Source organism: Sulfitobacter dubius (assembly GCF_027214245.1).
Lineage (GTDB): Bacteria > Pseudomonadota > Alphaproteobacteria > Rhodobacterales > Rhodobacteraceae > Sulfitobacter > Sulfitobacter dubius_A.
On record NZ_JAPWHM010000002.1, the window covers coordinates 439292 to 461270 of the forward strand.

The following is a 21979-nucleotide window of genomic DNA, read 5'->3' on the forward strand; positions in this document are numbered from 1 at the left end:
GGGGCGTCATGATAGACAGGTGGGCGAGGAAAAACCGAGCGAGGACTTGCCGTGAAATTGTTGGATGCCCTTGGCGCATTTGCCGTCATCGCCCTGCTTTCGGCCTGTGAGGTAACACCGGTTCAGACAGGGCCGATCCCGGTCGACCGGCCGCAGACCACGGGGCAGCAAACCACCGGGCAGCAGACCACTGGGCAGTCGGGCCCACGGCTAAGCGCGAACGCCGCCGCGCGGAGCTTTGTGCAGGTGGTTCGCACGCTTGAGCCTGTGGCCGAGCGGGAGTGCCGCAACCGCACCACGGGGATGAATTGCGACTTTAACATCGTTGTCGATGATCGCCCCGGCCAGCCTGCCAACGCCTTTCAAACGCTAGATAAAAACGGCCGCCCGATCGTGGCCTTTACCTTGGCGCTGATTGCCGATGCCCGCAACGAAGACGAGCTGGCCTTTGTGCTGGGGCATGAGACCGCGCATCACATAGCGGGCCATATTGGCCGCCAGCAGCAAAACGCCATGGCGGGCGCGGTGATTTTTGCGGGGATCGCCACGCTCAGCGGCGGCGACGCGACCGCTGTGCGCACGGCGCAGGAACTGGGTGCTGAGGTCGGCGCGCGGCGGTACTCCAAGGACTTCGAGCTTGAGGCCGATGCTCTTGGAACGATCATCACCGCGCGGGCGGGCTATAATCCGCTGCGCGGGGCGGAATTCTTTACCCGCATCCCTGATCCGGGTGATCGTTTCCTTGGCACGCACCCGCCCAACAGTTCGCGCATTGATATTGTGCGGCGCACCATGGCGGGGCTGTGACGGTTTGCGCAAACTGGGGCAGGTACTGAACGACCGCGGGTCGAAATATGCGGTGTCGGGCTGCCCCGCGCGCAACCGTGCCGAGGTCGACGCCGCGCTGAAAGACCTTATGCGCGAGAAAGCCTATGCCAAGGCCACGCATAACACATGGGCCGTGCTGCTATCAGACTCCGGCCCGCTGAAAGGGGATGATGGCGAATCCGGTGCCGGGATGGTGATCCTGCGCATGCTGGAACGGGAAGGGCTGGAGGATCACCTCATCGTCGTCACCCGTTGGTACGGCGGCAAACATCTGGGCGGAGATCGGTTTCGCCATGTCCAGACCTGCGTGCGGGAATATCTGGACACGGTCGCAGCCTAAAGGCTCAGTGCAATCGCGGCAAAGAAACAGGCCGTGGCGATCAACACGAAGACATGCCAGATGGCGTTCTGATAGCGCATGCCAGGGTGGGCATAGATCAACGTGCCCGCCGAATAGGTTAGCCCGCCCGCGGCCACCAGCGCCAAGGCGGCACCGGGCAAATTGTGCCACATCGGGTAGATCAACAGGACCGAAAGCCAGCCCATCCCGAGGTAGAGCGCCAGTGACCCCCGCGCATCGGTACGCCAGAACCAGAGCTTGGCCACCGCGCCGATCACCGCGAGCGCCCAGACCACGCCGAGAATGCCATAGGCAAAGCCTGAGCCGATCACCATCACCAGCGGTGTATAGGTGCCCGCGATCTTGAAGTAGATCGCCGCGTGGTCGACACGGCCGAGAAAAGCGCGGCTGCGGTCGAAGGGCAGCAGGTGGTAGACGGCAGAGGCGGTGAAGGAGGCAAGGATACACGCCGCATAGATCACCGTGGCGGTCAGCGTGCCCTCCTGACCTGCGGCATGCATCATCAAAAAGATACTGGCCGGGATAGCGAAGCCGAGGCTGAGCAGATGCACTGTGCCATCAGCCAAGGTTTCAGAAATGGAGGTCGGATAAGCCATTCCGAAAAGGTAGCAGCGTCGTTCTGCCATGCCATAGATGACGCCGCGTCAGTCGGGCGACCCGACGGATCAGCGCGGTTTGTTGCCGTCGATCCAGCGCGACATCAGGGTTTTGTCGCGAAAACACTCCTGCGGCACATCGCGGCGTTTTAGGCGCGCGATGCGTTCGGCAAAGGCGACCTGCTTGGCAGACGGGTAGGCGGCGAAAGGCCCCTCTAACGCCTGCGGTTTATGGGCGTCGATCCATTCGGACACCGCTGTGCGGTCACCCTCGATCCCTTCGGGCAACGTACTGCCCGTTCTCTTGGCAAGGGTCCGGGCGTATTGCATCTGTTTTTCGGTCGCGGGCATGCGGCGGTCGGCCTGTTTGGGCTGTGCACTGTCGCTGCCGCGCGGCGGGCGACCCTGTTGGTCAGGATCGAAGATGCCGGGAAACTGAGGTTGAAAAGACATGTGGTCATTCCTCTGCTACTGCGTTCTACATATAGAACAGAAAGGGAACATGTTCAAGTCTCTCCGTATTCTCGCCCTTCCTTAAGGGTATATCTAGTAGCGAGGTGGTTTGGTTCCACAATATCGGCGAAATGTAGGCTTAGCGCAGGGACGCTGCGGCCTCAGCGATAAGTTCCGCCGCTCTGCGCATTCGCGCAGGCATGGGCCGTCCGCGACGCGAAGCGAGCCAAAGATCATGCCAGCGTCGTTTGGGCAGAGGCAGCAGCCGAAGCTGGTCCTTCGCGGCAAAAGTCTCGACCCCGCTGCGGGGCAAAAGCGTGTAGCCCACCCCCCGCGCCACCGCCGCCGGAATCTGGCCGATTTGGTTCACATATCCCCGAAGGCGGATCCGGTCGGCCCCCGGATAGCTGCCCGGAAAATTCAACTGCAACAGATCGTCGGCATAGGCAAAGCCATCGGGATGTGCGATGAAGCCGCGGGTTTCAAGATCGGAGAAACTTTCTATCTGTTCCAATGCATTAACCGGCAGAACAAGGCAAAGTTCCTCACGCCCCAGATGCTGGGCCTCCAGTCTGGCATGGGCGGGATCATCGGCCAGCACACCCAGATCGAACCGCCCATCCAGCAACCCGGCGCGGATCGTGGCTTGGGGTGCGGCTTCAAGGTGCAGGGAGAGGTCCGGCGCGTTGGCCATCCACTCCAGCAGTAGGGGTTGGAGCAATATGGCGAAACTGCCGGAGCAGGCGATATGCACCACGCCGCGGTCGGGCAGATCGGTGGCGATCCGTTCGCGCAGTCGCTGCTCTTCGCGGCGGCGGGCAAGGCCGGTTTCGAACAGCGCTTCGCCCGCCGGGGTCAGGGTGAAACTTTTCCCGTCGCGCGCGATCAGCGGCTGGCCCAACTGGTCCTCCAGCTTGCGCAGATGCTGCGACACGCCGGGCTGCGTCATGTTGAGCCGCTCGGCCGTGCGGGTGAAATGTCCCGTTTCGCAAAGGGTGGTGAAGGTCTCAAGCCAAGTGGCATTCAGCATATCAAACGTTTCGTTATGATTTGGATGAGGTTTGATAATTTCACATGTGGGGCGTGCCTGTCTATCTCAAGCTCAACGCAAACAGGAGAAACCCCATGACCACCCCCCGTACCTTTTCCCACATCGGCCTATCCGTGCCGGACCTTGACGCTGCGGTGAAATTCTATTCCGAAGTGTTGGGCTTTTACGTCGTGATGCAGCCCACTGAAGCGGTGGAAGAAGACACCGCCATCGGCGTCATGTGCACCGATGTCTTCGGCCCCGGTTGGGGTTCGCTGCGCATTGCACATCTTGCGACAGCGGATGGTATCGGCATCGAAATCTTCGAATTCCCCGGCAATTACGCCCCAGAGGAAAAGCTGGAGCACAAGCGCCACGGCACGTTCCATTTTGCTATCCAAGACCCGGATGTTGAAGGGTTGTTGGAGCGGATCGTCGCGGCGGGTGGCAAGCAGCGGATGCCGGTGCGGGAGTATTTCCCGGGCGAGAAACCCTACCGCATGGTCTATGTCGAAGACCCCTTTGGCATCGTCTTCGAGCTTTACAGCCACAGCTATGAGCTGACCTATTCGGCAGGTGCCTACGCCTGATCGGCCACCGGGGGCGTCAGGTGATCTGACGTCCCCAAAGGTCGTATTCGCCGGCCTCTTCGACTTCGACGGTGACAATGTCACCTACCTTGAGGTTCTGAAAATCCTCGTCGATGAAAAGGTTGCCGTCGATCTCGGGTGCGTCGGCCTTGGTGCGGCAGGTGGCCGCGTCTTCGTCGATCTCATCGACGATCACGTCGAGGCGTTTGCCGACCTTGGCGGCGAGCTTGGCCTCGGAAATGGCCTGTGCCTTTTCCATGAAGCGGTCCCAGCGGTCTTGTTTGACCTCTGGTGCGACATGGTCGGGCAGCGTGTTCGATCGCGCCCCTTCAACGTTTTCGTATTGGAAGCAACCGACCCGGTCGAGCTGCGCGTCGTCCAGCCAATCGAGCAGGGTCTGGAACTCAGCCTCAGTCTCGCCCGGGTAGCCGACGATGAAGGTCGAGCGCAGGGTGATGTCGGGGCAGGTATCGCGCCACGCGGCGATCTCATCCAGCGTCTTGGACGCCGCCGCGGGCCGGGCCATGCGTTTCAGCACGTCCGGGTGCGCGTGCTGGAACGGGATATCGAGGTAGGGCAGCACCAGCCCTTCGGCCATGAGCGGGATCAGTTTGCGCACATGGGGGTAGGGGTAGACGTAGTGTAGCCGCACCCATGCGCCCAAGCTGCCGAGGTCGCGCGCCAGATCGGTGATATGCGCGCGGTGGCCACGGTCTTCGGCGTGTTTGATGTCGACCCCGTAGGCGGAGGTGTCTTGGCTGATGACCAGCAGTTCCTTGACGCCATTGTCGACGAGCCGCTCGGCCTCGCGCATCACCGCATGGGCGGGGCGCGATTGCAGACGGCCACGCATGTCGGGGATGATGCAGAACTTGCACTTGTGGTTACAGCCCTCAGAAATCTTGAGATAGCTGTAGTGGCGCGGGGTGAGCGAGACCTGCTGCGCAGGCAGCAGGTCAATGAATGGATCCGGGCTGGGCGGCACCGCGCCATGCACCGCGTCGAGCACCTGTTCGTATTGATGCGGGCCGGTCACGGCGAGGATCTTGGGATGGTGTTCGCGGATGTAGTCGGGCTCGGCTCCGAGACAGCCGGTGACGATCACCTTGCCGTTTTCGGTCAGCGCCTCGCCAATGGCTTCGAGGCTTTCGGCCTTGGCGCTGTCAAGAAACCCGCAGGTGTTCACGATCACCGCATCCGCGCCCGCGTAATCAGGCGATACGCCATAGCCCTCGGCGCGCAGCCGCGTCAGGATGCGTTCAGAATCCACCAGCGCCTTGGGGCAGCCAAGGCTGACCATGCCGATTGTCGGCTGGCCGGGGCGGGCGGGGTTGCTGATCTTCGCCTGTGGGGCGAGGTCGGGGCGCAGATTGGGTGGGTTTGTGCTCATGCATTGCGCTATAAGGCATGCAAGTCAGCGGGGAAAGAGCCGCCGGGCAGGAGGAGAGAGCCATGAGATGGATTATACGCGGCATCGGCGCGCTGTTGCTGATCATTGTGGTCATGCTGGGGTCACTGTTCTTGCTGCCGGGTGACCGGATCGCGCGGATCGCCAGTGACCAACTCAGCCGGATGACCGGGCGCGCGGTGTCGATCACCGGTGATGTGGGTGTAACGCTCTGGCCGGTGCTGGGGGTGACAGCGGGCGGGCTTGAGGTTGGCAATGCTGACTGGACCGACAAGGGCGCGATGCTGACGGCGGCGAATGCGGCGATTGGGGTGGATGCGGGCGCGCTTTTGCGCGGTGAGATACGCATCACCAATATCGCGGCGCAAAGCCCGGTGATCCGGTTGGAGCAGCGCCGCGACGGACGGGCGAGTTGGCAGTTCACCGACAGCAGCAGCGGCGCGCGGATTGAGACGCAGAGCGAACCGACCGCCAGCCGCCGCCCCCTGAGCATTCAGAAGCTGACGGTGATCGATGCCACGCTGATCTATGACGCCGAAGGGGCAGATCTGCTGCGCTATGAAGGTGTCGATCTGGCGCTCGATTGGCCAGAGCGGGGCGGGGCGGCGGATATCACCGCCAGCATGGCCCCGGCGGGGGAAGTGGTTCGGCTTGCCGCGCGGATCGAAGGCTTTGCGGATTTTCTGGAGGGCGGCGTGCAGCCGCTGCGCGCGGATGTTGCGACGCGCGGGGGCGAAGTCTCTTTCGATGGGCGCGGATCACTCAATGGTGCGCTGGCGGGGGAACTGCGGGTCGATAGCCCCGATACGGCGCGGTTTCTTGCGTCTTTCGGTACGGGCGGTGTCACGCTGCCACGGGGGTTGGGCCAGTCGGTCGATCTGCGCAGTGGGCTGACATTGACGGCGGATCGGCGTTTGGCGCTGCGCAATATCGCGGTGGACTTGGGCAGCAACAGCCTGACCGGGCAGGCCGATCTGGCGCTGAACGGCACGCCGCGCATCACCGCAAACTTGCGCACCGGGGCGCTGGACCTATCCGCACTGTCGGAGGGCGGGGCCGAAACGAATGGCTCCAGCAGCCAAACGCAGGGTGACGCGTTGGAGGGCTGGTCCCGACAAGAAATCAACGCGGATTGGCTCGCTGCCTTTGACGGGAACATCGCCCTGAGCGCGGAAAGCATCGATCTGGGGCAACTTGACCTCGGCGCCACCCGCGCCGTGCTGCGCAATGACCGCGCACGAATGGTGTTCGATCTGCAGGATATGAACGTCTATGGCGGCAAGGTCGCGGGCGAGTTCGTGATGAACAACCGCAGCGGCCTGTCGGTGGGCGGTAAGCTGACGGCGCAAAGCGTGCAGATGCGCGACCTGCTGGAGGATACCGCCGGGGTGACGCGCTTTACCGGGGATGGGACTGCGGCGCTGTCTTTCCTCGGCTCCGGGCAATCGCTGGACGCGATCATGCGCTCGCTCAGTGGCAATGGGACGCTGAGCATGGGGCGGGGCACGATTGCCGGGATCGATCTGGATGCGCTCTTGGGGTCGGTAGACGCTGAGGGCGGCAGCACGGTTTTCGATTCCATGGAAGCGACATTCGACATCGCCCAAGGGGTTCTGCGCAATGATGACCTGCTAATGCTGCTGCCAAACTTTAACGCGACCGGGGCAGGGCAGGTCAATCTGGGCGCACGGACGCTAGATTATACGTTCACGCCCAAGGCACTGCGCGTCAATGCGTCGCGCGGCGGGCTGGCGGTGCCGGTGCGGATCACGGGGCCATGGGCCGATCCGCAGATCAAGCCCGACCTGCGTGCCGCGATTGATCTGAACTTTGCCGAAGAAAAGCAGCAGGCCGAAGATAAAGTGCGCGAAAAGATACAGGAAGAGTTGAACATCGCACCGGATGACAGCCGCTCAACCGAGGATATCGTGAAGGATGAGTTGGAGAATGCGTTGAAACGCGAGCTGTTCAAACTCTTCGACTAGCCGCCGACCGCAGCCGCTTGGCGAAACTCATGGTGGCGCATGGAGGCAGGCTGCGGTAAGGCTGACGCGACATTCTAGGAGAGGCGCAATGGCCAACGATCTTTTCAACAGCTTCATGACCGGCCCCGACGAACAGGGCCGTTTCGGCGATTTCGGCGGGCGCTTTGTCTCGGAAACGCTGATGCCGCTCATTCTTGAACTGGAAGAGCAATATGAGAAGGCCAAGACCGACGACAGTTTCTGGGCCGAGATGCATGATCTGTGGACCCACTACGTCGGTCGCCCCAGCCCGCTTTATCACGCCGAACGGCTGACCGAGCATTTGGGCGGTGCGAAAGTCTATATGAAGCGCGACGAGTTGAACCATACCGGCGCGCACAAGATCAATAATGTGCTGGGCCAAATCATTCTGGCGCGGCGCATGGGAAAGAAGCGCATCATTGCGGAAACCGGGGCAGGGCAGCACGGGGTCGCCACCGCGACGGTCTGTGCCAAGTTCGGGCTGAAATGCGTGGTCTACATGGGGGCGCATGATGTGGAGCGTCAGGCCCCCAATGTCTTCCGTATGCGCCTGTTGGGTGCCGAGGTGGTGCCGGTGACCTCTGGTCGCGGCACGCTGAAGGATGCGATGAACGACGCGCTGCGCGACTGGGTGACCAATGTGCGCGACACGTTCTACTGCATCGGCACCGTGGCCGGGCCGCACCCCTATCCGGCGATGGTGCGTGATTTCCAGAGCATCATCGGCAAGGAAGTCCGCACTCAGATGGAAGAGGCCGAGGGCCGTCTGCCCGACACGCTGATCGCCGCCATCGGTGGTGGGTCGAACGCTATGGGCCTCTTCTACCCCTTCCTTGACGACAAGTCGGTGAACATCATCGGCGTCGAAGCAGGCGGCAAAGGCGTGAACGAAAAGATGGAGCATTGCGCCTCCCTCACCGGGGGCCGCCCCGGCGTGCTGCATGGCAACCGCACCTATCTGTTGCAGGACGACGATGGGCAAATCCTCGAAGGCTTCTCGATCTCAGCGGGGCTGGACTATCCGGGCATCGGGCCAGAGCATTCGTGGCTGCACGATATTGGCCGCGCCAAATATGTCTCGATCACCGACCGTGAGGCGCTGGAGGCGTTCCAGCTGTGCTGTTCCCTCGAAGGCATCATCCCGGCGCTGGAGCCCAGCCACGCGCTGGCCCATGTGATGAAGATCGCGCCGGAACTGCCGAAAGACCACCTGCTGGTGATGAACATGTGTGGTCGCGGCGACAAAGATATCTTCACCGTCGCCCGGGCATTGGACTTCGACATGGGCGAATTCGCCTAAATCCGCTTCCGAATCTGAGTGGAATTTGACGGGTCTGCGTGAAAACGCGGGCCCGTTTTTTGTGGGCCGAAGCCAATCGCGCGATTTTCGCATAAACTTTGCGCAGGGGGCGAAGTTCTTTGCAGAAAAAGAGCGAAAAAACTTTCACATTGAGAAAAGACCCGCTAGCCTTCGCCTACGGCCCGCGCGCCTGCTAGCGAAACTCTGTTTCGCCCATGCAGGCTTGACGCTAAGGCATCTTTCCCTCGTTTCTCGCTCTGCCATGGCGCCGTAAACCAAAGTTTATGACGCTCTTACAGGGGTTTAGATCGGATGATTTAAACCCGAGGCAGATAGCCAATCCCCCCTCGAATGCCCTTTTCCCTGTCATCCCAACGACGCCGCGTCACTGATGATCGGCTCGCAACCCACCCCGGGACTGAAAAGGAACACGATATGAAAAACGCATTCGCAACCGCCGCACTGATCCTTGCCACAGCAGGCACAGCCGCCTTCGCACAGGGCATGGAAGGCCAACAGGTCGGTTATACCGCAGATAACGCAGACGCCGCCTATTCCACACGTAACGTCACATCCGACGCTCTGAGCTTTGACGATCTGCGCGCCGAGACACCTGCCGAAGCTACCGCAACAGTATTCGTCACAACCCAAGACGCACAAAAAGACGGCCGCTTCGTCCGCTAATCGCGAACGACGGCTCCTCCCCCCAACTTTCCTCCCCGAAAGGCTAAGACTATGAAAAAGACACTCGCAACAACCGCCCTGATCCTCGCCACAGCAAGCACCGCTGCTTTTGCTCAAGGCATGGAAGGCCAGCGCATTGGCTACAACGACAAGACCGACAATGGCGTTTCCTACTCCAGCCGCAGCGAAGCTGTGGATGAGACCAAACTGGAAATCTTCAAAGACGGTATCCTGCGCGCCGAAGACCTGTCCGACGTGACCATCACCGTTTTCCCGACCGCGCAGAGCGACGCTTCGGTCAACCGTTTCCCGCGCTGATCACGGCGCGACCCCAACTTCCCCCCGAAAGGACACGACATGAAAAAGACACTCGCAACACCCGCCCTGATCCTTGCCACAGCAGGTTCCGCTGCTTTCGCCCAAGGCATGGAAGGCCAGCAAATCGGCTATAACGACAAAGCGGATGCAGGCGTTTCCTACTCCAGCCGCAATGAAGCGGTCGACAATGTGAAACTGGACATCTTCAACAGCGGCACCTTCCGCGCCGAAGACACATCCGACGTCACCGTCACCGTCTTTCCCGCTGCGCAAGACGCTGCAAAAGTGAACAGCTTCCCGCGCTAAATGCGGGCTGATGCCAGCTAAGGCATTGCGCTAAAACAATCTTCCGGCCAGCGAAGTCTCCCTCAAACTGGCCTCAAGACAATGCACTCGCCCTTCAGGGCGGGTGCCAAATCACTAAGGGTTGATCATGGCGCATGGCCGCCATCCCTTGCACTTCGGTGTGCCGCGGTTAAATACGGCGGATACCAAGGCAAGGCTTCACCATGAATAATAAGAAAAAGATCGCACTGTGGGTTATCGCCGCTCTACAGTTTAACGCCACTGTCTATTTCGTGCTCGTTTTTGCACTGGAGGGTCGGGGCGTAACACTTTTTGGCACCCCTCTGGCTGACATCGGGCCGAACAAAGGGATCCAGGTTTTGGGTCTGATCCTTGGGGTCGTTCTGGGCTGGATGGCCCTGCGGATGAGCCTCCAGCGCGCCGAACGGGCAGAGACAGCGCTGCGTCATTGCACGGTGGAATTCGCTGATGTGCTCGAAGAACACTTTCGCGAATGGCACCTCACCCCGGCAGAGCGGGACGTGGCGATTTTCCTGACTAAGGGGCTGAACACACGCGACATCGCTGAGATGCGCGGCACTTCCGAAGGCACCGTGAAAGCGCAGACCAACGCGATTTACCGCAAGGCTGGCGTGACCGGACGGACCCAGCTTCTAAGCACCTTTATCGAAGACCTGATGGACGATGCGCTGATGCCGCGTCCGAAGTCGAAACTGCAGCTTTGCCACGCGGCCTAAGGGCGGCGTGGCGCCTTAGCGCGTCAGTTCCAGAATATCGAAATCGCTCTCAATGGCCGGTGATGGAAACAACAGCCGCGCCCGCGTGGGGCTGACCCGCTGAAAGACCGCCACGTCGCTTTGCACCTTGCCGCCGGACGTGAAATCTTCGGGCAGGTCGGCATAATCGGGGGGTGTTTCGCCCCGGACATAGCCCACCCCAGCATAGATCGCGCGGCCCGCGCGCAGGGTGATCTCCCCCCGCGTCAGTTGCGATCCGGTAAGCTTTTCAAAGGTGAACCCGCGGTCGCTTGCGGTGAAGCGGCATTTGAATGGGGAATAGGCCACCAGCGGGCTGATCCCGCCAAGTTTTATCGTGCGGCAGGACCAATCGCCCTGCAAATCGGCGGAAAAGGCGACCTGCGGTTCCCCGGAGAGCGCGCGTGTCAGGGCGGCCACGTCCCCCGCTTCGCCCCCCGCTAAGCCCTGCATCACGGCATCGCCAAAGGCAGCGTCAAAATTGTCCAGTCGGGCGCTATCGGCGGGGCGGAGCGTGGTTTCCGCCCATGCTGAGACAGGCAACAGCAGCAAAAGGGGCAGGAGGCGCAGGCGCATGATTATCCCTCGCTTTCGTCGATGGCATGGTTGCGCAGCACGTCCAGCGGCACAATATCGAGCGCGCGCAGATGTGTGGCGGCCAAGTGGACCCGCGGCGCGCAGCCCTCGTCCGCGGCTTGCAGGAAACGCGCGGCACAAAGACACCAAGGATCGCCCGGCTTGAGCCCGGCAAAGCCGAATTCGGGGCGCGGGGTGCTGAGATCATTACCGACATATTTCGAATAGGCCAGAAACTCGGCCGTCATCACCGCGCAGACCGTATGGCTGCCCTGATCCTGCGCGCAGGTGTTGCAATGCCCGTCGCGAAAGAACCCCGTCACCGGGTCGGTCCCGCAGATCACGAGGGGCTGGTTCAGGACGTTGATGCTGCTGTCGGGTGTCATAACTTGCCTTTCTGCCTCAGGTCCCGCCTGAGACCGATGCCGCGATCTGGCGGAAAATCTTGATGTTTTGGTCCGAAACTCCGGCCTCACGGAATTTGCGGTCGGCGGCATTGGTGGCGATGACCACATCACGGGCGGTGTCGACATAGATGTACTGCCCATAGATGCCGCGCGCCATATATTCCCCTTCTGCGGCGCCTACGGGGATCCACCATTGGTAGCCATATCCGATCTGGCCCGCCGCTGTCGGGGCGGTGGGGCTGGTTGATGCTGTCACCCAGTCTGCGGGTACGACCTGCTTGCCGTTCCATTCACCGCCTTGGGCATACATCTGTCCGAAGCGGGCGTAGTCGCGTGTGGTCATGTTCAGGCCCCCCAGCACGAAGGCGGTGCCTGAACCATCAACGATGTAGTAGGGCGCATGTTCCAGACCCAAGGGCGCGATGACCTTTTCGCTCAGCAACTCCGGCACGCTGCGTCCGGTGGCCCCGCGCACCACCATGCCGATGACATGGGTGTCGATCGAAACATACTGCCACTGGCTGCCAGGTTCCGCGAAAGTCTCCGTCAGTTCGGCGGTGAAATCATCCAGCCGGCCGCCCAAGGCGACGACCCGGCCCATGCGGTTGATGTCTGAATCGTAGTCGAGATAGTCTTCGTCGAAGGTGACGCCGCTGGCCATATGCAGCACGTTGCGTAAGCTGGCCCCGTCATAGGCGCTGCCCCTGAGATTGGGCGCGTATTTCGTGACCGGATCGTCGAGGGATGCGATCTTTCCCTCCTCCAGCAGGATGCCCACCAATGCCGAGAGATAGCTTTTCGCCACCGACCAGCTGATCCGGCGGTCTTCGGGGCCGGTGCCTTTGAAATAGTTCTCATAGACGATGGCACCGTCTTTCAGCACCACCAACGCGGTCACATCGCGCGCCGCGATCCAGTCGTTGACGGCATCGGGTAGCTCGGTCTCAGGGCCGTAGGCAAGTTCGCTGGTCAGCCCGTCCCCGCGGGAGATCGGGGCAGAAAGAAACGCGCCGTCCATATGGCTGAAGTTGTGCACGATCTTCTCTTCGGAGAAGAGAGAGTTCACCGCCAGAAGCCGCTCAATCTCTTCGCGCTTCCAAAGTCCGATGACCACTGCCGCAACCAAAAGCGCGAGCAAGACCCGGCCAAGCCATTTTCCGAATGTACGCATGATGTCCCCCCTGTTCAGTTTCAGTGAACCACGGCGCGGGGGCGGGGGCCAGCCCGACATTGCGTCAGTCAGGCTGGGCGTCAGTCAGGCTGGGCGTCAGTCAGGCTGGGCGTCAGGCTGGGGCGCTCAGCGAAAGCGGTCCATCAGCTTTTGCAGCGGCGATTGGGCCTCTGCCTCCGGCTCGGGCTTGCTGGGCGCGGGCTTTGGCTGGGCTTCGGCAGGTTTCTTTGGCCCCTTGCTGCCGGTGCCCGACAGTGGTGGGGCCACGCGCAGCGCCACGGCATTCATAAAGCGCCCGGTGTCGCCCCGCGCCAGATCGGCGGCCCCGTCCGAGACGCCGCGCAGCACATCGTCCAGCCAGCCTTCGTCCGCTTTGGGGAAGTCGCGCAGCACATAGCCCGCGACCGCGTCCTTATGGCCGGGGTGGCCGATGCCCATGCGCACGCGGTCATATTCTGCCCCGATATGCGCGTGGATCGAGCGCAGGCCGTTGTGGCCCGCATGGCCGCCACCGGTCTTGCATTTTACGCGGCCCGGGGCGAGGTCGAGTTCATCATGAAAGACGATCACATCCGCGGGGTCGATCTTGTAAAACTTCATCGCCGCCTGCACCGATTGGCCAGAGTTGTTCATGAAGGTTTCGGGCTTAAGCAGCACTGCCCGGTCAGAGCCGAAACGTCCCTCGCTGACACTGCCCTGAAACTTGCCCTTCCACGGGGCAAAGCCGTGATCGTCGGCAATGCGGTCCAGCGCCATGAAGCCGATGTTGTGGCGATTTCGGGCGTATTTGCCGCCCGGATTGCCAAGGCCGACGATGAGTTTCATGGGCTTTCTCCTGTGGTTCGGTGGAGTTTAACAAGAGGGGCAGGGGGATGGAATGGCCTGCTGTGGGCCGGAATTTTTTGAAAATTCCGCAGTGATTTCTTTTAAAGAAATCACTCCCAAACGCAAAACGGGGCCGCGTGATGCGACCCCGTTCCAGCATTGCCTTGCGGCTGATGCTTATTCTTCACCGTCGGGCGGACCCATTTCGGTTGTCGGTACTTCGTCCGCTGCGGTCTCGTCTTCGTCGTCATCCGACGCGGCAAGGCCAGCAGGAGCCGAAATCGTGGCCACAACGAAGTCACGGTCGATTGTGGGCTTGGCACCTTCGGGCAGGTCGACACGGCTGATGGTCGCGCTGTCGCCGATTTCGAGACCGGTGATGTCCACGGTCACGTACTCAGGGATGTCCGCAGCCGTCACAACCAGTTCAACTTCCGGACGGACCAGAGTGAGCACGCCACCCTTTTTCAGGCCGGGGCATTCTTCTTCGCCTTTGACTTCGACGTTGATGAACAGGTTGATCTTGGTGGTCCGCTTAAGGCGCATCAGGTCGATGTGCGTGGGCAGGTCTTTGACAACGTGGCGCTGAACGTCGCGGCAGATCACACGAACGTCGTCGTGGCCTTCAACCTTGAGGTTGAACAGAGTCGCCTTAAAGCGGCCCTGACGCAGACGGGTCAGCAGCTTGTTGAATGGGATGTTGATCGGCAGCGGCTCTTTGTCGCCACCAAATACGATACCAGGAACCATGCCGTCACGACGTGCTTGACGAGCGGCGCCCTTGCCTGTCCCCGTACGTACCTGGGCTTCAAGATCAGGAATCTCTCCGGCCATTTTAGTCTCCAATTGATTAGGGCGGGAATCCTCCAAGGCTGTATTCCCGCGTGAAGCCGCGCGTATAGACCGGTTTTGCCCGGCTGGAAAGGGCAAAAGGGCGGCGGGGGCGCTATTCCTGCGGGGTCTGCAGGTAGCCGTCTGCCGCTATCAGCCGATCATAAAGAGCAAACTCTTTGGCACGCGCGGTGCGGAGCCGGGATTCGACCTCGCCTGATAGGGGTGCGGGTAGATCGGGGGAGACGTTCTTGGGCTTCAGCTTGACCTCGCGCCCCAGCCTGTCGGCCAGAAAATCGCGAAACGTCGGTTGGCGTTCATAGGCAAAGAGGTGCTGCACCAAAAGGTCATCTTGGTCGGAGGTCAGAAAGGAAAATTGGCTGCCGATCTGCGCGCGGGGCGGTGGCGCGTCAGAAATCACTTCCAACGCGAACGCCTCGAAGGTCAGCCCCTTGGTGCTGAGCTTCTTGCCATCCAGCCGGGGCTGGCTGCGGTAGCGGTACCAGCTTCGGATCTGCTCTACGGGATCGCGCATCACGGCCAAGGGTTCGGGCGAGGCTGAAAAGGTCTCTTGCAAAAAGGGCAGCACGCGGCGCCGATAGCGCAGCGCGGTCAGGTGCTTGCGACTGCGCGAAAAGACAATCTCGGCCTCGGGTTTCAGCGCCATTTCAACGGCGGTGGTCCCGGTCTTCGGCGTGGCGAGAAAGGTGAGGTTGCGGTTGAGAAAGATCAGCATTTGCCCGGATCGCGCGGCCATTCCTGCCAGTCGCCGCCGAAATGGCGCGGGATCAGCAGGTTGTGCCGCCCGAGGTTGGCGATTTGGGTTTCACCGCAAAGCGCCATGGTCAGGTCCAGCTCGCGGTGGATCACCTCAAGCGCCCGGGTCACGCCCTGTTGCCCCATCGCGCCCAGCCCATAGATAAAGGCGCGACCGATATAGGTGCCTTTAGCGCCCATCGCCATGGCTTTGAGCACGTCCTGACCCGACCGGATGCCGCCATCGAGATGGACTTCGATCTGGTCGCCCACGGCGTCAAGGATTTCGGGCAGCATGCGGATCGAACTCAGCGCCCCATCCAACTGTCGCCCGCCGTGGTTGGAGACGATGATCGCATCTGCCCCGACTTTCAGCGCCATCCGCGCATCCTCGGCATCCAAGATGCCCTTGAGGATCACCTTGCCGCCCCATTGCTCTTTGATCTTGGCGATCTTGTCCCAATCAAGCGAGGGGTCGAACTGTTCTGCCGTCCATGCGCCAAGGTCGGCATTGTCGGTCACCCCATGCACATGGCCGACGATATTGCCGAAATGCCGCCGCTTGGCGCCCAGCATTTCGCGGCCCCAGCCCCACTTGGTGGCAAGGTTGGCAAGGGTTTTCACCGTCAGTTTGGGCGGGGCCGAAAGGCCGTTTTTCAGGTCTTTATGCCGCTGTCCAAGGATTTGCAGGTCAAGTGTAATCACCAGCGCGGAGCATTTGGCATCCTTCGCCCGCTGGATCAGGCGGCTGACATAGTCCTGATCGCGCATAGTATAGAGTTGAAACCAAAAGGGTTTTGTCGTCGCCTCGGCCACATCTTCGATTGAGTTGATCGACATGGTGGAGAGGGTGAAGGGCACGCCAAAGGCCTCTGCCGCGCGGGCGGCTTTGATCTCACCGTCTGCGCATTGCATGCCGGTCAGCCCTACCGGAGCAAGTGCCACCGGCATGGCCACATCTTCGCCGATCATCTGGGTTGCTGTGCTGCGGCCCGACATATCCACCGCGACCCGCTGGCGCAGACGAATTTGGTCAAAGTCGCTGCTGTTCTCGCGAAATGTCTGTTCTGTCCAGCTGCCCGATTCCGCGTAGTCGTAAAACATCTGCGGGACGCGGCGTTTGTAGATGCGTTTGAGATCGTCGATACTGGTGATGACGGGCATGGGCCACCTGTGCTGAATGGGTTAACTTTTGGTAGCAACTGGCGGGGGGCTTGGCAATTGAGAAGGCCCCAGCAATGACCCAAAGCCCGCGCGGCCAGTGTGGCAGCGCGGGCTTCGGGTCATTGCTTGAGGCGAAGGGGCTACGCCGAATGCGCCCCGTCGGCGAGGGTTTTAACGAAGGCCAAAACATCCTCAGGGCTGTCGCCATTGGCGATGCGGTTCACGATGGCCGAGCCGATCACCACGCCGTCTGCCACTTCGGCGATGGCGCGGGCTTTTTCAGGGGTGTTCACGCCAAAGCCCACGATCACCGGCAGGCCGCTGGCCTTTTGGATGCGCTTAACTTCAGGGGAAACATCAGCGGCATTCGCCTCGGCCGAGCCGGTGATGCCGGTGATCGAGACGTAATAGACAAAGCCAGAGGTGTTTTGCACCACGCGCGGCAGGCGTTTGTCATCCGTGGTCGGCGTGGCAAGGCGGATGAAGTTCAGACCAGCATCCTGAGCGGGCAAGCACAGTTCGATGTCTTCTTCGGGTGGCAGGTCAACCACGATCAACCCGTCGATCCCGGCATCTTTGGCTTCGGTTAGGAATTTTTCAACACCCATGGAATAGATTGGGTTGTAATAGCCCATCAGCACGATCGGTGTCGTGTCGTCATTCTCGCGGAAGGCGCGGACCATTTCCAGCGTGCGCTTCAGCGTCATCCCGCCTTCAAGGGCGCGTTGACCGGCAAGCTGGATCGTCGGGCCGTCGGCCATTGGATCGGTGAAGGGCAGGCCAAGTTCGATGATATCCACCCCGGCGGCGGGCAGGCCGCGCACGATCTCTAGCGAGCGGTCGAAATCCGGGTCACCGGCCATCACATAGGAGACAAACGCCTTTTTGCCGCGGGCGCGGAGGTCTTCGAATTTGGCGTCGATACGGGTCATGTGGCTTGCCTCATTTGGTGCTTTCCTCGGCAATGCCGAATGTGGCGGCGAAAATCAATCCACCGCGGGGCAGGGGGCGGCAAAATTCCCTGATCAAGGCCGTTTCGCGCGTTGCGCCCTTCCATTTGGCGCAAAGCCTCCTATCTCATGGCGCATGAATTATGTACTCGCCCTTTTCCTGCCGCCGCTGTCGATCCTGCTGATCGGACGGCCGATCCTGTCCATCGTGGTGTTCCTGATCTGGCTGCCCGCGATCATCTTCTCAGGTGGGCTGACACATCCGATGTTTATCCTGCTGGCGTGGATCTTGATCTATCAGGCGCATCAGGACCGGCGCGCGCGCTGAGCCTTGCGCTTTGCCCCGGCTACCCCTAACACACGCGCAGCTTTTATAGGGGTATCGTCATGGGTTTCAAAATGGGCATCGTCGGTCTGCCGAACGTCGGCAAATCGACCCTTTTCAACGCGCTGACCCGCACCGCAGCGGCACAGGCGGCGAATTTTCCGTTCTGTACCATCGAGCCCAATGTCGGCGAAGTCGCTGTGCCCGACGCGCGGCTCGACACATTGGCGGAGATCGCGAAGTCGAAAAGCATCATCCCCACGCGCATGACCTTTGTCGATATCGCCGGGTTGGTGAAAGGCGCGTCGAAAGGCGAGGGCTTGGGCAATCAGTTTCTCGCCAACATCCGCGAAGTCGACGCTATCGCCCATGTGCTACGTTGCTTTGAAGACGGGGATGTCACCCACGTCGAAGGCCGCGTGGACCCGGTGGCGGATGCCGAAACCATCGACACCGAACTGATGCTGGCCGACATTGAAAGCATCGAGAAACGCTTGCAAAACATCGTGCGCAAAGTGCGCGGCGGCGACAAGGAAGCGGTGCAGCAGGAACGTCTGATGCGCATGGCGCTTGAGGCATTGGAAGCTGGCAACCCCGCGCGTGTGGTCGAGGTCGACGAAGACGACGCCAAAGCCTGGCGGATGCTGCAATTGCTGACCACAAAACCGGTGCTCTACGTCTGTAACGTGGGCGAATCCGAGGCCGCCGAGGGCAACGCCCATTCCGCCAAAGTGGCCGAGATGGCCGCAGCGCAGGGCAATTCGCATGTGGTGATCTCTGCCCAGATCGAAGAGGAAATCAGCCAGCTTGAGGCCGAAGAGGCCGAGATGTTCCTCGAAGAGATGGGGCTGAAAGAGGCCGGTCTCGACCGTCTGATCCGCGCGGGCTATGAGCTTTTGCATCTTGAGACCTATTTCACCGTTGGTCCCAAGGAAGCACGAGCTTGGACAATCAAAACCGGCACCTCGGCGCCCAAAGCAGCGGGCGTTATCCACGGTGATTTCGAGAAAGGTTTTATTCGCGCAGAAACCATCGCCTATGATGATTTCGTAGGGCTCGGCGGGGAAGGCCCCGCGAAAGAGGCGGGCAAGATGCGCGCCGAAGGCAAAGGCTATATCGTCAAAGACGGTGACGTGCTGCACTTCCTGTTCAACACCTGATCGATTTTGCAGGGGTCTTTGACCCCGCCAACAAAAAAGCCCGACAGCTTGCGCTGCCGGGCTTTTTTTGTGGGAGGTGACAGCTTATTTGCTGTCGTTGCCCGGGCCAAAGCCACCGTAGACATAGCCTTCACCGGGGCTGCGCAGGGCGTTGCGCGTGCTCATCACGGTGTCGCGGTTCTTGTCGGCGTCGGCGGTGTTCAGCATGATGTCATTCGCTTTAGTAGAAGCGTTCGGGTTCCGCATGCGGTCATTGTTGCCATAGACATCGCTTGTCTCAGCAGCCACCGAGGTGTCGAGAAAAATGTCGTTGTAGCGGGTGGAGTTGTCGGCAACGGCAGCGGTGGAAATCAAAGCGGCGGCGGCGGTGGTCATAATAAGTTTCATAATGTGTTCCTTTGGTTTTCTCTTAAATCGCGTCATTGCGATGTCATCGTTTGTGGTGAAGTAACGGGTGTCCGATCATGAAAGTTTCGCCCTTGCAGCGAGATTGGTTGCGATCTGGGGTATTTAAGCGGCGCGGGGATCGCTTTTCTCGGAAATATATTTTATATATCATGTGGTTGTCGTGATTATCGCGGCGTTTCACAAGTCATTCACGCTCCTGTGTTAGTTGCTACAGCCGCTCCGCGTGCCCCGGGAAACGGCCTCATCAGAGCAGCGCAACAGCCATCTTTCTGCAAAGCAGCACGACCAAGCGCGCGTCACGGCGGCTCGGCCTGGCGCGCCAGTCGGATGAAAAGAAACCAACCTAGAAAAATGCAGAAATACCTGTGAATTTCGCCTTGTCACCCGGGCGCGACCTCTCTAAACGGGTCGACGGAGACGTGGCCGAGTGGTCGAAGGCGCTCCCCTGCTAAGGGAGTAGGCCCGGAAGGGTCTCGAGGGTTCGAATCCCTTCGTCTCCGCCACCCAGGCCAAGCCTGTGGCACTGCGCCCTGCGTGGGCCTTCCCCCCCCCCCCTCGATTTTACCCAACGTACCCTCGCTTTGCGAATTCGTTACATTTGCACGGCACGGTTTTGGCAGCCCTCCGCCTTATTCTCGGCAGATTTTTAGGCGAGCATTCTCACCATCCGGGGGGACCAAATCCTAGGCGGTTACAGTGGCGCGATGCCCTGTCGCCATGCGAAAGGGAGGTTCCAGATGTTGGTTAACGTTAGAGACTGGTCTCGCATTCTGCACAATTGTATCTTTTCCGATGCCGACCAGTCGCTTTGTGCAAGGGCATGGCAATATCGAGAGGCGAGCCGTCTTTGGGCCCTCTGGGTCGTGGTTTTCACCCCCTCTCATTGCGAACGAAGTTTCCGTCACCATCGCAAAATACTGCGTCTCAAGGCGCGCAGGTCGCAAGGGAACCGCAGTTGGCGCGACAGCGATCGGCCCGCTCTCTGACCTCGGAATTATTCTGCTGAGCAGTTGCATGCAGATGCATTCACGTTCACTTTGCCGGCAACGCCACAGGCGGCCGGTTTGACCGCGCCGCTGGCCTTACCCAAGCAAAGGACAGCTATGCTTCGTCACGATCCCATCTACCCGTCCCACCGATCCCCCGTGGTTGCCGATAATGTCGTCGCGACCTCTCAGCCACTGGCCACGCAGGCCGGGCTTTTGATGATGCAGCAGGGGGGCAATGCGGTGGATGCGGCGATCGCCACCGCCGCGGCGCTGACGGTGGTGGAGCCGACGGGCAATGGGCTGGGGTCTGACGCCTTCTGTATCCTGTGGGATGGCGAGAAACTGCACGGGCTCAACGCCTCGGGTCGGGCACCAGCGGCATGGTCGCCCGAGCGTTTTCCGGATGGCATGGTCGAACATGGGTGGGACAGTGTCACAGTGCCGGGCGCAGTCAGTGCTTGGGTTGAATTGATGGAAAAGTTCGGCAAGCTTGATCTGGCGACCGTGCTGGCCCCGGCAATCCGCTATGCCGAAGAGGGCTTCCTCGTTTCGCCCACCATCGCGACGCTTTGGGCGCGCGGGGCCGAGGTTTTGGGCAAGCAGCCGGGCTTTGCCGAGACATTTCTGCCCGAGGGCCGTGCCCCGCGCGCAGGCGAGCGGTTCCGCAACCCCGGCGCCGCACGTACCCTGCGTCTGATCGCCGAAACCAATGGCCGCGCCTTTTACGAAGGCGAGATCGCGCAGGAGATCGTGGCCCATGCCAAGGCCAATGGCGGCGCGATGAGCATGGACGATCTGGCCGCCAACAAGCCCGAATGGTGCGGTACAATCAGCCAAAGCTTCGACAATGTGGAGCTGCATGAGATTCCGCCAAACGGGCAGGGGATCGCCGCGCTCATGGCGCTTGGTATTCTGGAGCATAGCGACATTCGCACCCATGGGGCCGATGACCTGATGGCGGTGCATTTGCAGATCGAAGCCTGCAAACTGGCCTATAGCGATCTGCATGCCTATGTGGCAGATCGGACCGCCATGACGAAGGTGGACGAAAAGGCGCTGCTTGATCCGGCGTACCTCAAATCTCGCGCCGCGCTGATCTCGACCGAGAAGGCGCAAGATTTCGGCGCGGGTGCGCCGAAACAGGGCGGCACGGTTTTGATGAGCACGGCGGATGCCTCGGGCATGATGGTCAGCTTTATCCAGTCGAACTACGCGGGCTTCGGCTCGGGCGTGGTGGTGCCGGGGACGGGGGTCTCAATGCAGAACCGTGGCTTTGGGTTCACCACCGAGGCGGGGCATCAGAATATCGTGGCGGGCGGCAAGCGCCCCTTCCACACGATCATCCCCGGTTTCGCGATGAAGGACGGTAAGCCCTTGATGGCCTATGGCATGATGGGCGGCCCGATTCAGGCGCAGGGCCATATGCAACTGCTGCTGCGCACGCAGCTTTGGGGGCAGGACGTTCAGGTCGCCGCCGATGCGCCGCGCTGGCGGATCCTATCGGGGCTGGAGGTGGCCTGCGAACCGGCGATGGCGCCCGAGCTTTTGCAAGGGCTGCGCGATCTGGGCCATGTCGTCCATGTCGAAGCGCCTGACAATGCTTTCGGCTTCGGCGGGGCGCAATTGGTGCAGCGCTTGCCCGAGGGCGGCTATTCTGCCGGGTCCGATCCCCGCAAAGACGGGCAAGCGGCGGGTTTCTGAGCCGCAAGGCATCCGCCCGGCCCCGGCCGCGCGCCGGGGGGGGGCGGCAACGAGCAGGGGGGGGGGGGGGGCGGTGGGCGG

At 61.1% G+C, this 21979-nt stretch carries 25 protein-coding genes and 1 tRNA gene; 13 read left to right on the plus strand and 13 right to left on the minus strand.

Translation table 11 applies throughout. The features are described from left to right. The first annotated feature begins 57 nt into the window (after positions 1–57). Together O4H31_RS06030 and O4H31_RS06035 are read left to right on the plus strand one after the other, a co-directional pair. A complete protein-coding gene (locus tag O4H31_RS06030; RefSeq protein ID WP_419723587.1) occupies positions 58–807 on the plus strand; it encodes a M48 family metallopeptidase in 750 nt (249 codons plus the stop codon). Between the two features lie 4 nt (positions 808–811). Beyond that, complete coding sequence (locus tag O4H31_RS06035) at positions 812–1168, plus strand: YigZ family protein (protein ID WP_269343770.1); 357 nt, start codon at positions 812–814, stop codon at positions 1166–1168. Here O4H31_RS06035 and trhA read toward each other — a convergent pair. The 3 genes from trhA to O4H31_RS06050 all read right to left on the minus strand — a co-directional run bounded on the left by trhA (position 1165) and on the right by O4H31_RS06050 (position 3268). Further along, positions 1165–1785 (minus strand): PAQR family membrane homeostasis protein TrhA, encoded by a 621-nt coding sequence (gene trhA, locus O4H31_RS06040; RefSeq protein ID WP_120352155.1) that lies wholly within the window; start codon positions 1783–1785, stop codon positions 1165–1167. The genes O4H31_RS06035 and trhA overlap by 4 nt on opposite strands. A 69-nt stretch (positions 1786–1854) precedes the next feature. Then, positions 1855–2238 carry a hypothetical protein gene (locus O4H31_RS06045; RefSeq protein ID WP_082849545.1) on the minus strand — a complete coding sequence of 128 codons (384 nt, stop codon included), beginning with the start codon at positions 2236–2238 and terminating at the stop codon, positions 1855–1857. Positions 2239–2377: 139 nt separating this feature from the next. Then, on the minus strand, positions 2378–3268 hold the full coding sequence (locus tag O4H31_RS06050; protein WP_269343772.1) for a LysR family transcriptional regulator: 891 nt from the start codon (positions 3266–3268) through the stop codon (positions 2378–2380). A gap of 95 nt (positions 3269–3363) precedes the next feature. Here O4H31_RS06050 and O4H31_RS06055 point away from each other — a divergent pair, with 95 nt between their 5' ends. Next, positions 3364–3858, plus strand: coding sequence for a lactoylglutathione lyase family protein (locus tag O4H31_RS06055; protein WP_067625967.1), 495 nt, complete (start codon positions 3364–3366; stop codon positions 3856–3858). A gap of 16 nt (positions 3859–3874) precedes the next feature. Here the strand turns inward: O4H31_RS06055 and rimO are convergent, their stop codons facing one another. After that, complete coding sequence (gene rimO, locus O4H31_RS06060) at positions 3875–5248, minus strand: 30S ribosomal protein S12 methylthiotransferase RimO (RefSeq protein ID WP_269343774.1); 1374 nt, start codon at positions 5246–5248, stop codon at positions 3875–3877. A gap of 62 nt (positions 5249–5310) precedes the next feature. Here rimO and O4H31_RS06065 point away from each other — a divergent pair, with 62 nt between their 5' ends. From O4H31_RS06065 to O4H31_RS06090, 6 genes are all read left to right on the plus strand, one after another. Beyond that, positions 5311–7251: an AsmA family protein gene (locus O4H31_RS06065; protein ID WP_269343776.1), complete on the plus strand. Its 1941-nt coding sequence runs from the start codon at positions 5311–5313 to the stop codon at positions 7249–7251. 88 nt (positions 7252–7339) lie between these two features. Next, positions 7340–8572, plus strand: a complete 1233-nt coding sequence (gene trpB / locus O4H31_RS06070) for a tryptophan synthase subunit beta (RefSeq protein WP_269343778.1) — start codon at positions 7340–7342, stop codon at positions 8570–8572. Between the two features lie 435 nt (positions 8573–9007). Further along, positions 9008–9256: a hypothetical protein gene (locus O4H31_RS06075; RefSeq protein ID WP_067625958.1), complete on the plus strand. Its 249-nt coding sequence runs from the start codon at positions 9008–9010 to the stop codon at positions 9254–9256. 51 nt (positions 9257–9307) lie between these two features. After that, the gene (locus O4H31_RS06080) at positions 9308–9574 is read left to right on the plus strand and encodes a hypothetical protein (protein ID WP_067625955.1); all 267 of its coding nucleotides are present in this window, start codon (positions 9308–9310) and stop codon (positions 9572–9574) included. Positions 9575–9613: 39 nt separating this feature from the next. Then, positions 9614–9880 (plus strand): tryptophan synthase subunit beta, encoded by a 267-nt coding sequence (locus tag O4H31_RS06085; protein ID WP_269343781.1) that lies wholly within the window; start codon positions 9614–9616, stop codon positions 9878–9880. 203 nt (positions 9881–10083) lie between these two features. Beyond that, on the plus strand, positions 10084–10617 hold the full coding sequence (locus tag O4H31_RS06090; protein WP_067625949.1) for a helix-turn-helix transcriptional regulator: 534 nt from the start codon (positions 10084–10086) through the stop codon (positions 10615–10617). A 15-nt stretch (positions 10618–10632) separates the two neighbouring features. Here O4H31_RS06090 and O4H31_RS06095 read toward each other — a convergent pair whose 3' ends face one another. The 8 genes from O4H31_RS06095 to trpA form a co-directional block, all read right to left on the minus strand. Then, complete coding sequence (locus tag O4H31_RS06095) at positions 10633–11211, minus strand: DUF4893 domain-containing protein (RefSeq protein WP_269343785.1); 579 nt, start codon at positions 11209–11211, stop codon at positions 10633–10635. Positions 11212–11213: 2 nt separating this feature from the next. Further along, on the minus strand, positions 11214–11597 hold the full coding sequence (locus O4H31_RS06100) for a DUF2237 family protein (protein WP_269343787.1): 384 nt from the start codon (positions 11595–11597) through the stop codon (positions 11214–11216). Between the two features lie 16 nt (positions 11598–11613). Further along, on the minus strand, positions 11614–12789 hold the full coding sequence (locus O4H31_RS06105; protein WP_269343789.1) for a serine hydrolase domain-containing protein: 1176 nt from the start codon (positions 12787–12789) through the stop codon (positions 11614–11616). 126 nt (positions 12790–12915) lie between these two features. Next, complete coding sequence (pth, locus tag O4H31_RS06110; protein WP_269343790.1) at positions 12916–13614, minus strand: aminoacyl-tRNA hydrolase; 699 nt, start codon at positions 13612–13614, stop codon at positions 12916–12918. Positions 13615–13791: 177 nt separating this feature from the next. After that, positions 13792–14448, minus strand: a complete 657-nt coding sequence (locus tag O4H31_RS06115; RefSeq protein ID WP_269343791.1) for a 50S ribosomal protein L25/general stress protein Ctc — start codon at positions 14446–14448, stop codon at positions 13792–13794. 112 nt (positions 14449–14560) lie between these two features. Further along, positions 14561–15202, minus strand: coding sequence for a hypothetical protein (locus O4H31_RS06120; RefSeq protein ID WP_236627475.1), 642 nt, complete (start codon positions 15200–15202; stop codon positions 14561–14563). Beyond that, on the minus strand, positions 15175–16365 hold the full coding sequence (locus O4H31_RS06125) for an alpha-hydroxy acid oxidase (protein WP_269343792.1): 1191 nt from the start codon (positions 16363–16365) through the stop codon (positions 15175–15177). The genes O4H31_RS06120 and O4H31_RS06125 overlap by 28 nt, the downstream gene beginning before the upstream one ends. A gap of 140 nt (positions 16366–16505) precedes the next feature. Further along, positions 16506–17297, minus strand: a complete 792-nt coding sequence (gene trpA / locus O4H31_RS06130; RefSeq protein WP_243261149.1) for a tryptophan synthase subunit alpha — start codon at positions 17295–17297, stop codon at positions 16506–16508. 154 nt (positions 17298–17451) lie between these two features. Between trpA and O4H31_RS06135 the strand changes: the two genes are divergently transcribed. Beyond that, positions 17452–17643, plus strand: coding sequence for a hypothetical protein (locus O4H31_RS06135; protein ID WP_067261693.1), 192 nt, complete (start codon positions 17452–17454; stop codon positions 17641–17643). Between the two features lie 59 nt (positions 17644–17702). Continuing rightward, on the plus strand, positions 17703–18800 hold the full coding sequence (ychF, locus tag O4H31_RS06140) for a redox-regulated ATPase YchF (RefSeq protein WP_269343794.1): 1098 nt from the start codon (positions 17703–17705) through the stop codon (positions 18798–18800). 84 nt (positions 18801–18884) lie between these two features. On the opposite strand, the gene O4H31_RS06145 is transcribed toward ychF, so the two are convergent. Next, a complete protein-coding gene (locus tag O4H31_RS06145; protein ID WP_269343796.1) occupies positions 18885–19187 on the minus strand; it encodes a hypothetical protein in 303 nt (100 codons plus the stop codon). Positions 19188–19621: 434 nt separating this feature from the next. Here O4H31_RS06145 and O4H31_RS06150 point away from each other — a divergent pair. Together O4H31_RS06150 and O4H31_RS06155 are read left to right on the plus strand one after the other, a co-directional pair. Continuing rightward, positions 19622–19711: transfer RNA gene (locus tag O4H31_RS06150), tRNA-Ser, on the plus strand. Positions 19712–20311: 600 nt separating this feature from the next. Further along, positions 20312–21898 carry a gamma-glutamyltransferase family protein gene (locus O4H31_RS06155; protein WP_269343798.1) on the plus strand — a complete coding sequence of 529 codons (1587 nt, stop codon included), beginning with the start codon at positions 20312–20314 and terminating at the stop codon, positions 21896–21898. Positions 21899–21979: the final 81 nt, after the last annotated feature.

What these genes read in the sequence shown, in the direction of transcription:
- O4H31_RS06055 (WP_067625967.1), top strand. Translation starts at nt 3,364, where the DNA reads ATGACCACCCCCCGTACCTTTTCCCACATCGGCCTATCCGTGCCGGAC.
- O4H31_RS06065 (WP_269343776.1), top strand. Translation starts at nt 5,311, where the DNA reads ATGAGATGGATTATACGCGGCATCGGCGCGCTGTTGCTGATCATTGTG.
- O4H31_RS06125 (WP_269343792.1), bottom strand. Translation starts at nt 16,365, where the DNA reads ATGCCCGTCATCACCAGTATCGACGATCTCAAACGCATCTACAAACGC.
- ychF (WP_269343794.1), top strand. Translation starts at nt 17,703, where the DNA reads ATGGGTTTCAAAATGGGCATCGTCGGTCTGCCGAACGTCGGCAAATCG.
- O4H31_RS06090 (WP_067625949.1), top strand. Translation starts at nt 10,084, where the DNA reads ATGAATAATAAGAAAAAGATCGCACTGTGGGTTATCGCCGCTCTACAG.
- O4H31_RS06145 (WP_269343796.1), bottom strand. Translation starts at nt 19,187, where the DNA reads ATGAAACTTATTATGACCACCGCCGCCGCCGCTTTGATTTCCACCGCT.
- trpA (WP_243261149.1), bottom strand. Translation starts at nt 17,297, where the DNA reads ATGACCCGTATCGACGCCAAATTCGAAGACCTCCGCGCCCGCGGCAAA.
- O4H31_RS06075 (WP_067625958.1), top strand. Translation starts at nt 9,008, where the DNA reads ATGAAAAACGCATTCGCAACCGCCGCACTGATCCTTGCCACAGCAGGC.
- O4H31_RS06155 (WP_269343798.1), top strand. Translation starts at nt 20,312, where the DNA reads ATGCTTCGTCACGATCCCATCTACCCGTCCCACCGATCCCCCGTGGTT.
- pth (WP_269343790.1), bottom strand. Translation starts at nt 13,614, where the DNA reads ATGAAACTCATCGTCGGCCTTGGCAATCCGGGCGGCAAATACGCCCGA.
- O4H31_RS06050 (WP_269343772.1), bottom strand. Translation starts at nt 3,268, where the DNA reads ATGCTGAATGCCACTTGGCTTGAGACCTTCACCACCCTTTGCGAAACG.
- O4H31_RS06105 (WP_269343789.1), bottom strand. Translation starts at nt 12,789, where the DNA reads ATGCGTACATTCGGAAAATGGCTTGGCCGGGTCTTGCTCGCGCTTTTG.
- O4H31_RS06045 (WP_082849545.1), bottom strand. Translation starts at nt 2,238, where the DNA reads ATGTCTTTTCAACCTCAGTTTCCCGGCATCTTCGATCCTGACCAACAG.
- O4H31_RS06100 (WP_269343787.1), bottom strand. Translation starts at nt 11,597, where the DNA reads ATGACACCCGACAGCAGCATCAACGTCCTGAACCAGCCCCTCGTGATC.
- O4H31_RS06115 (WP_269343791.1), bottom strand. Translation starts at nt 14,448, where the DNA reads ATGGCCGGAGAGATTCCTGATCTTGAAGCCCAGGTACGTACGGGGACA.
- O4H31_RS06080 (WP_067625955.1), top strand. Translation starts at nt 9,308, where the DNA reads ATGAAAAAGACACTCGCAACAACCGCCCTGATCCTCGCCACAGCAAGC.
- O4H31_RS06135 (WP_067261693.1), top strand. Translation starts at nt 17,452, where the DNA reads ATGAATTATGTACTCGCCCTTTTCCTGCCGCCGCTGTCGATCCTGCTG.
- O4H31_RS06095 (WP_269343785.1), bottom strand. Translation starts at nt 11,211, where the DNA reads ATGCGCCTGCGCCTCCTGCCCCTTTTGCTGCTGTTGCCTGTCTCAGCA.
- trhA (WP_120352155.1), bottom strand. Translation starts at nt 1,785, where the DNA reads ATGGCTTATCCGACCTCCATTTCTGAAACCTTGGCTGATGGCACAGTG.
- O4H31_RS06120 (WP_236627475.1), bottom strand. Translation starts at nt 15,202, where the DNA reads ATGGCCGCGCGATCCGGGCAAATGCTGATCTTTCTCAACCGCAACCTC.
- trpB (WP_269343778.1), top strand. Translation starts at nt 7,340, where the DNA reads ATGGCCAACGATCTTTTCAACAGCTTCATGACCGGCCCCGACGAACAG.
- rimO (WP_269343774.1), bottom strand. Translation starts at nt 5,248, where the DNA reads ATGAGCACAAACCCACCCAATCTGCGCCCCGACCTCGCCCCACAGGCG.
- O4H31_RS06085 (WP_269343781.1), top strand. Translation starts at nt 9,614, where the DNA reads ATGAAAAAGACACTCGCAACACCCGCCCTGATCCTTGCCACAGCAGGT.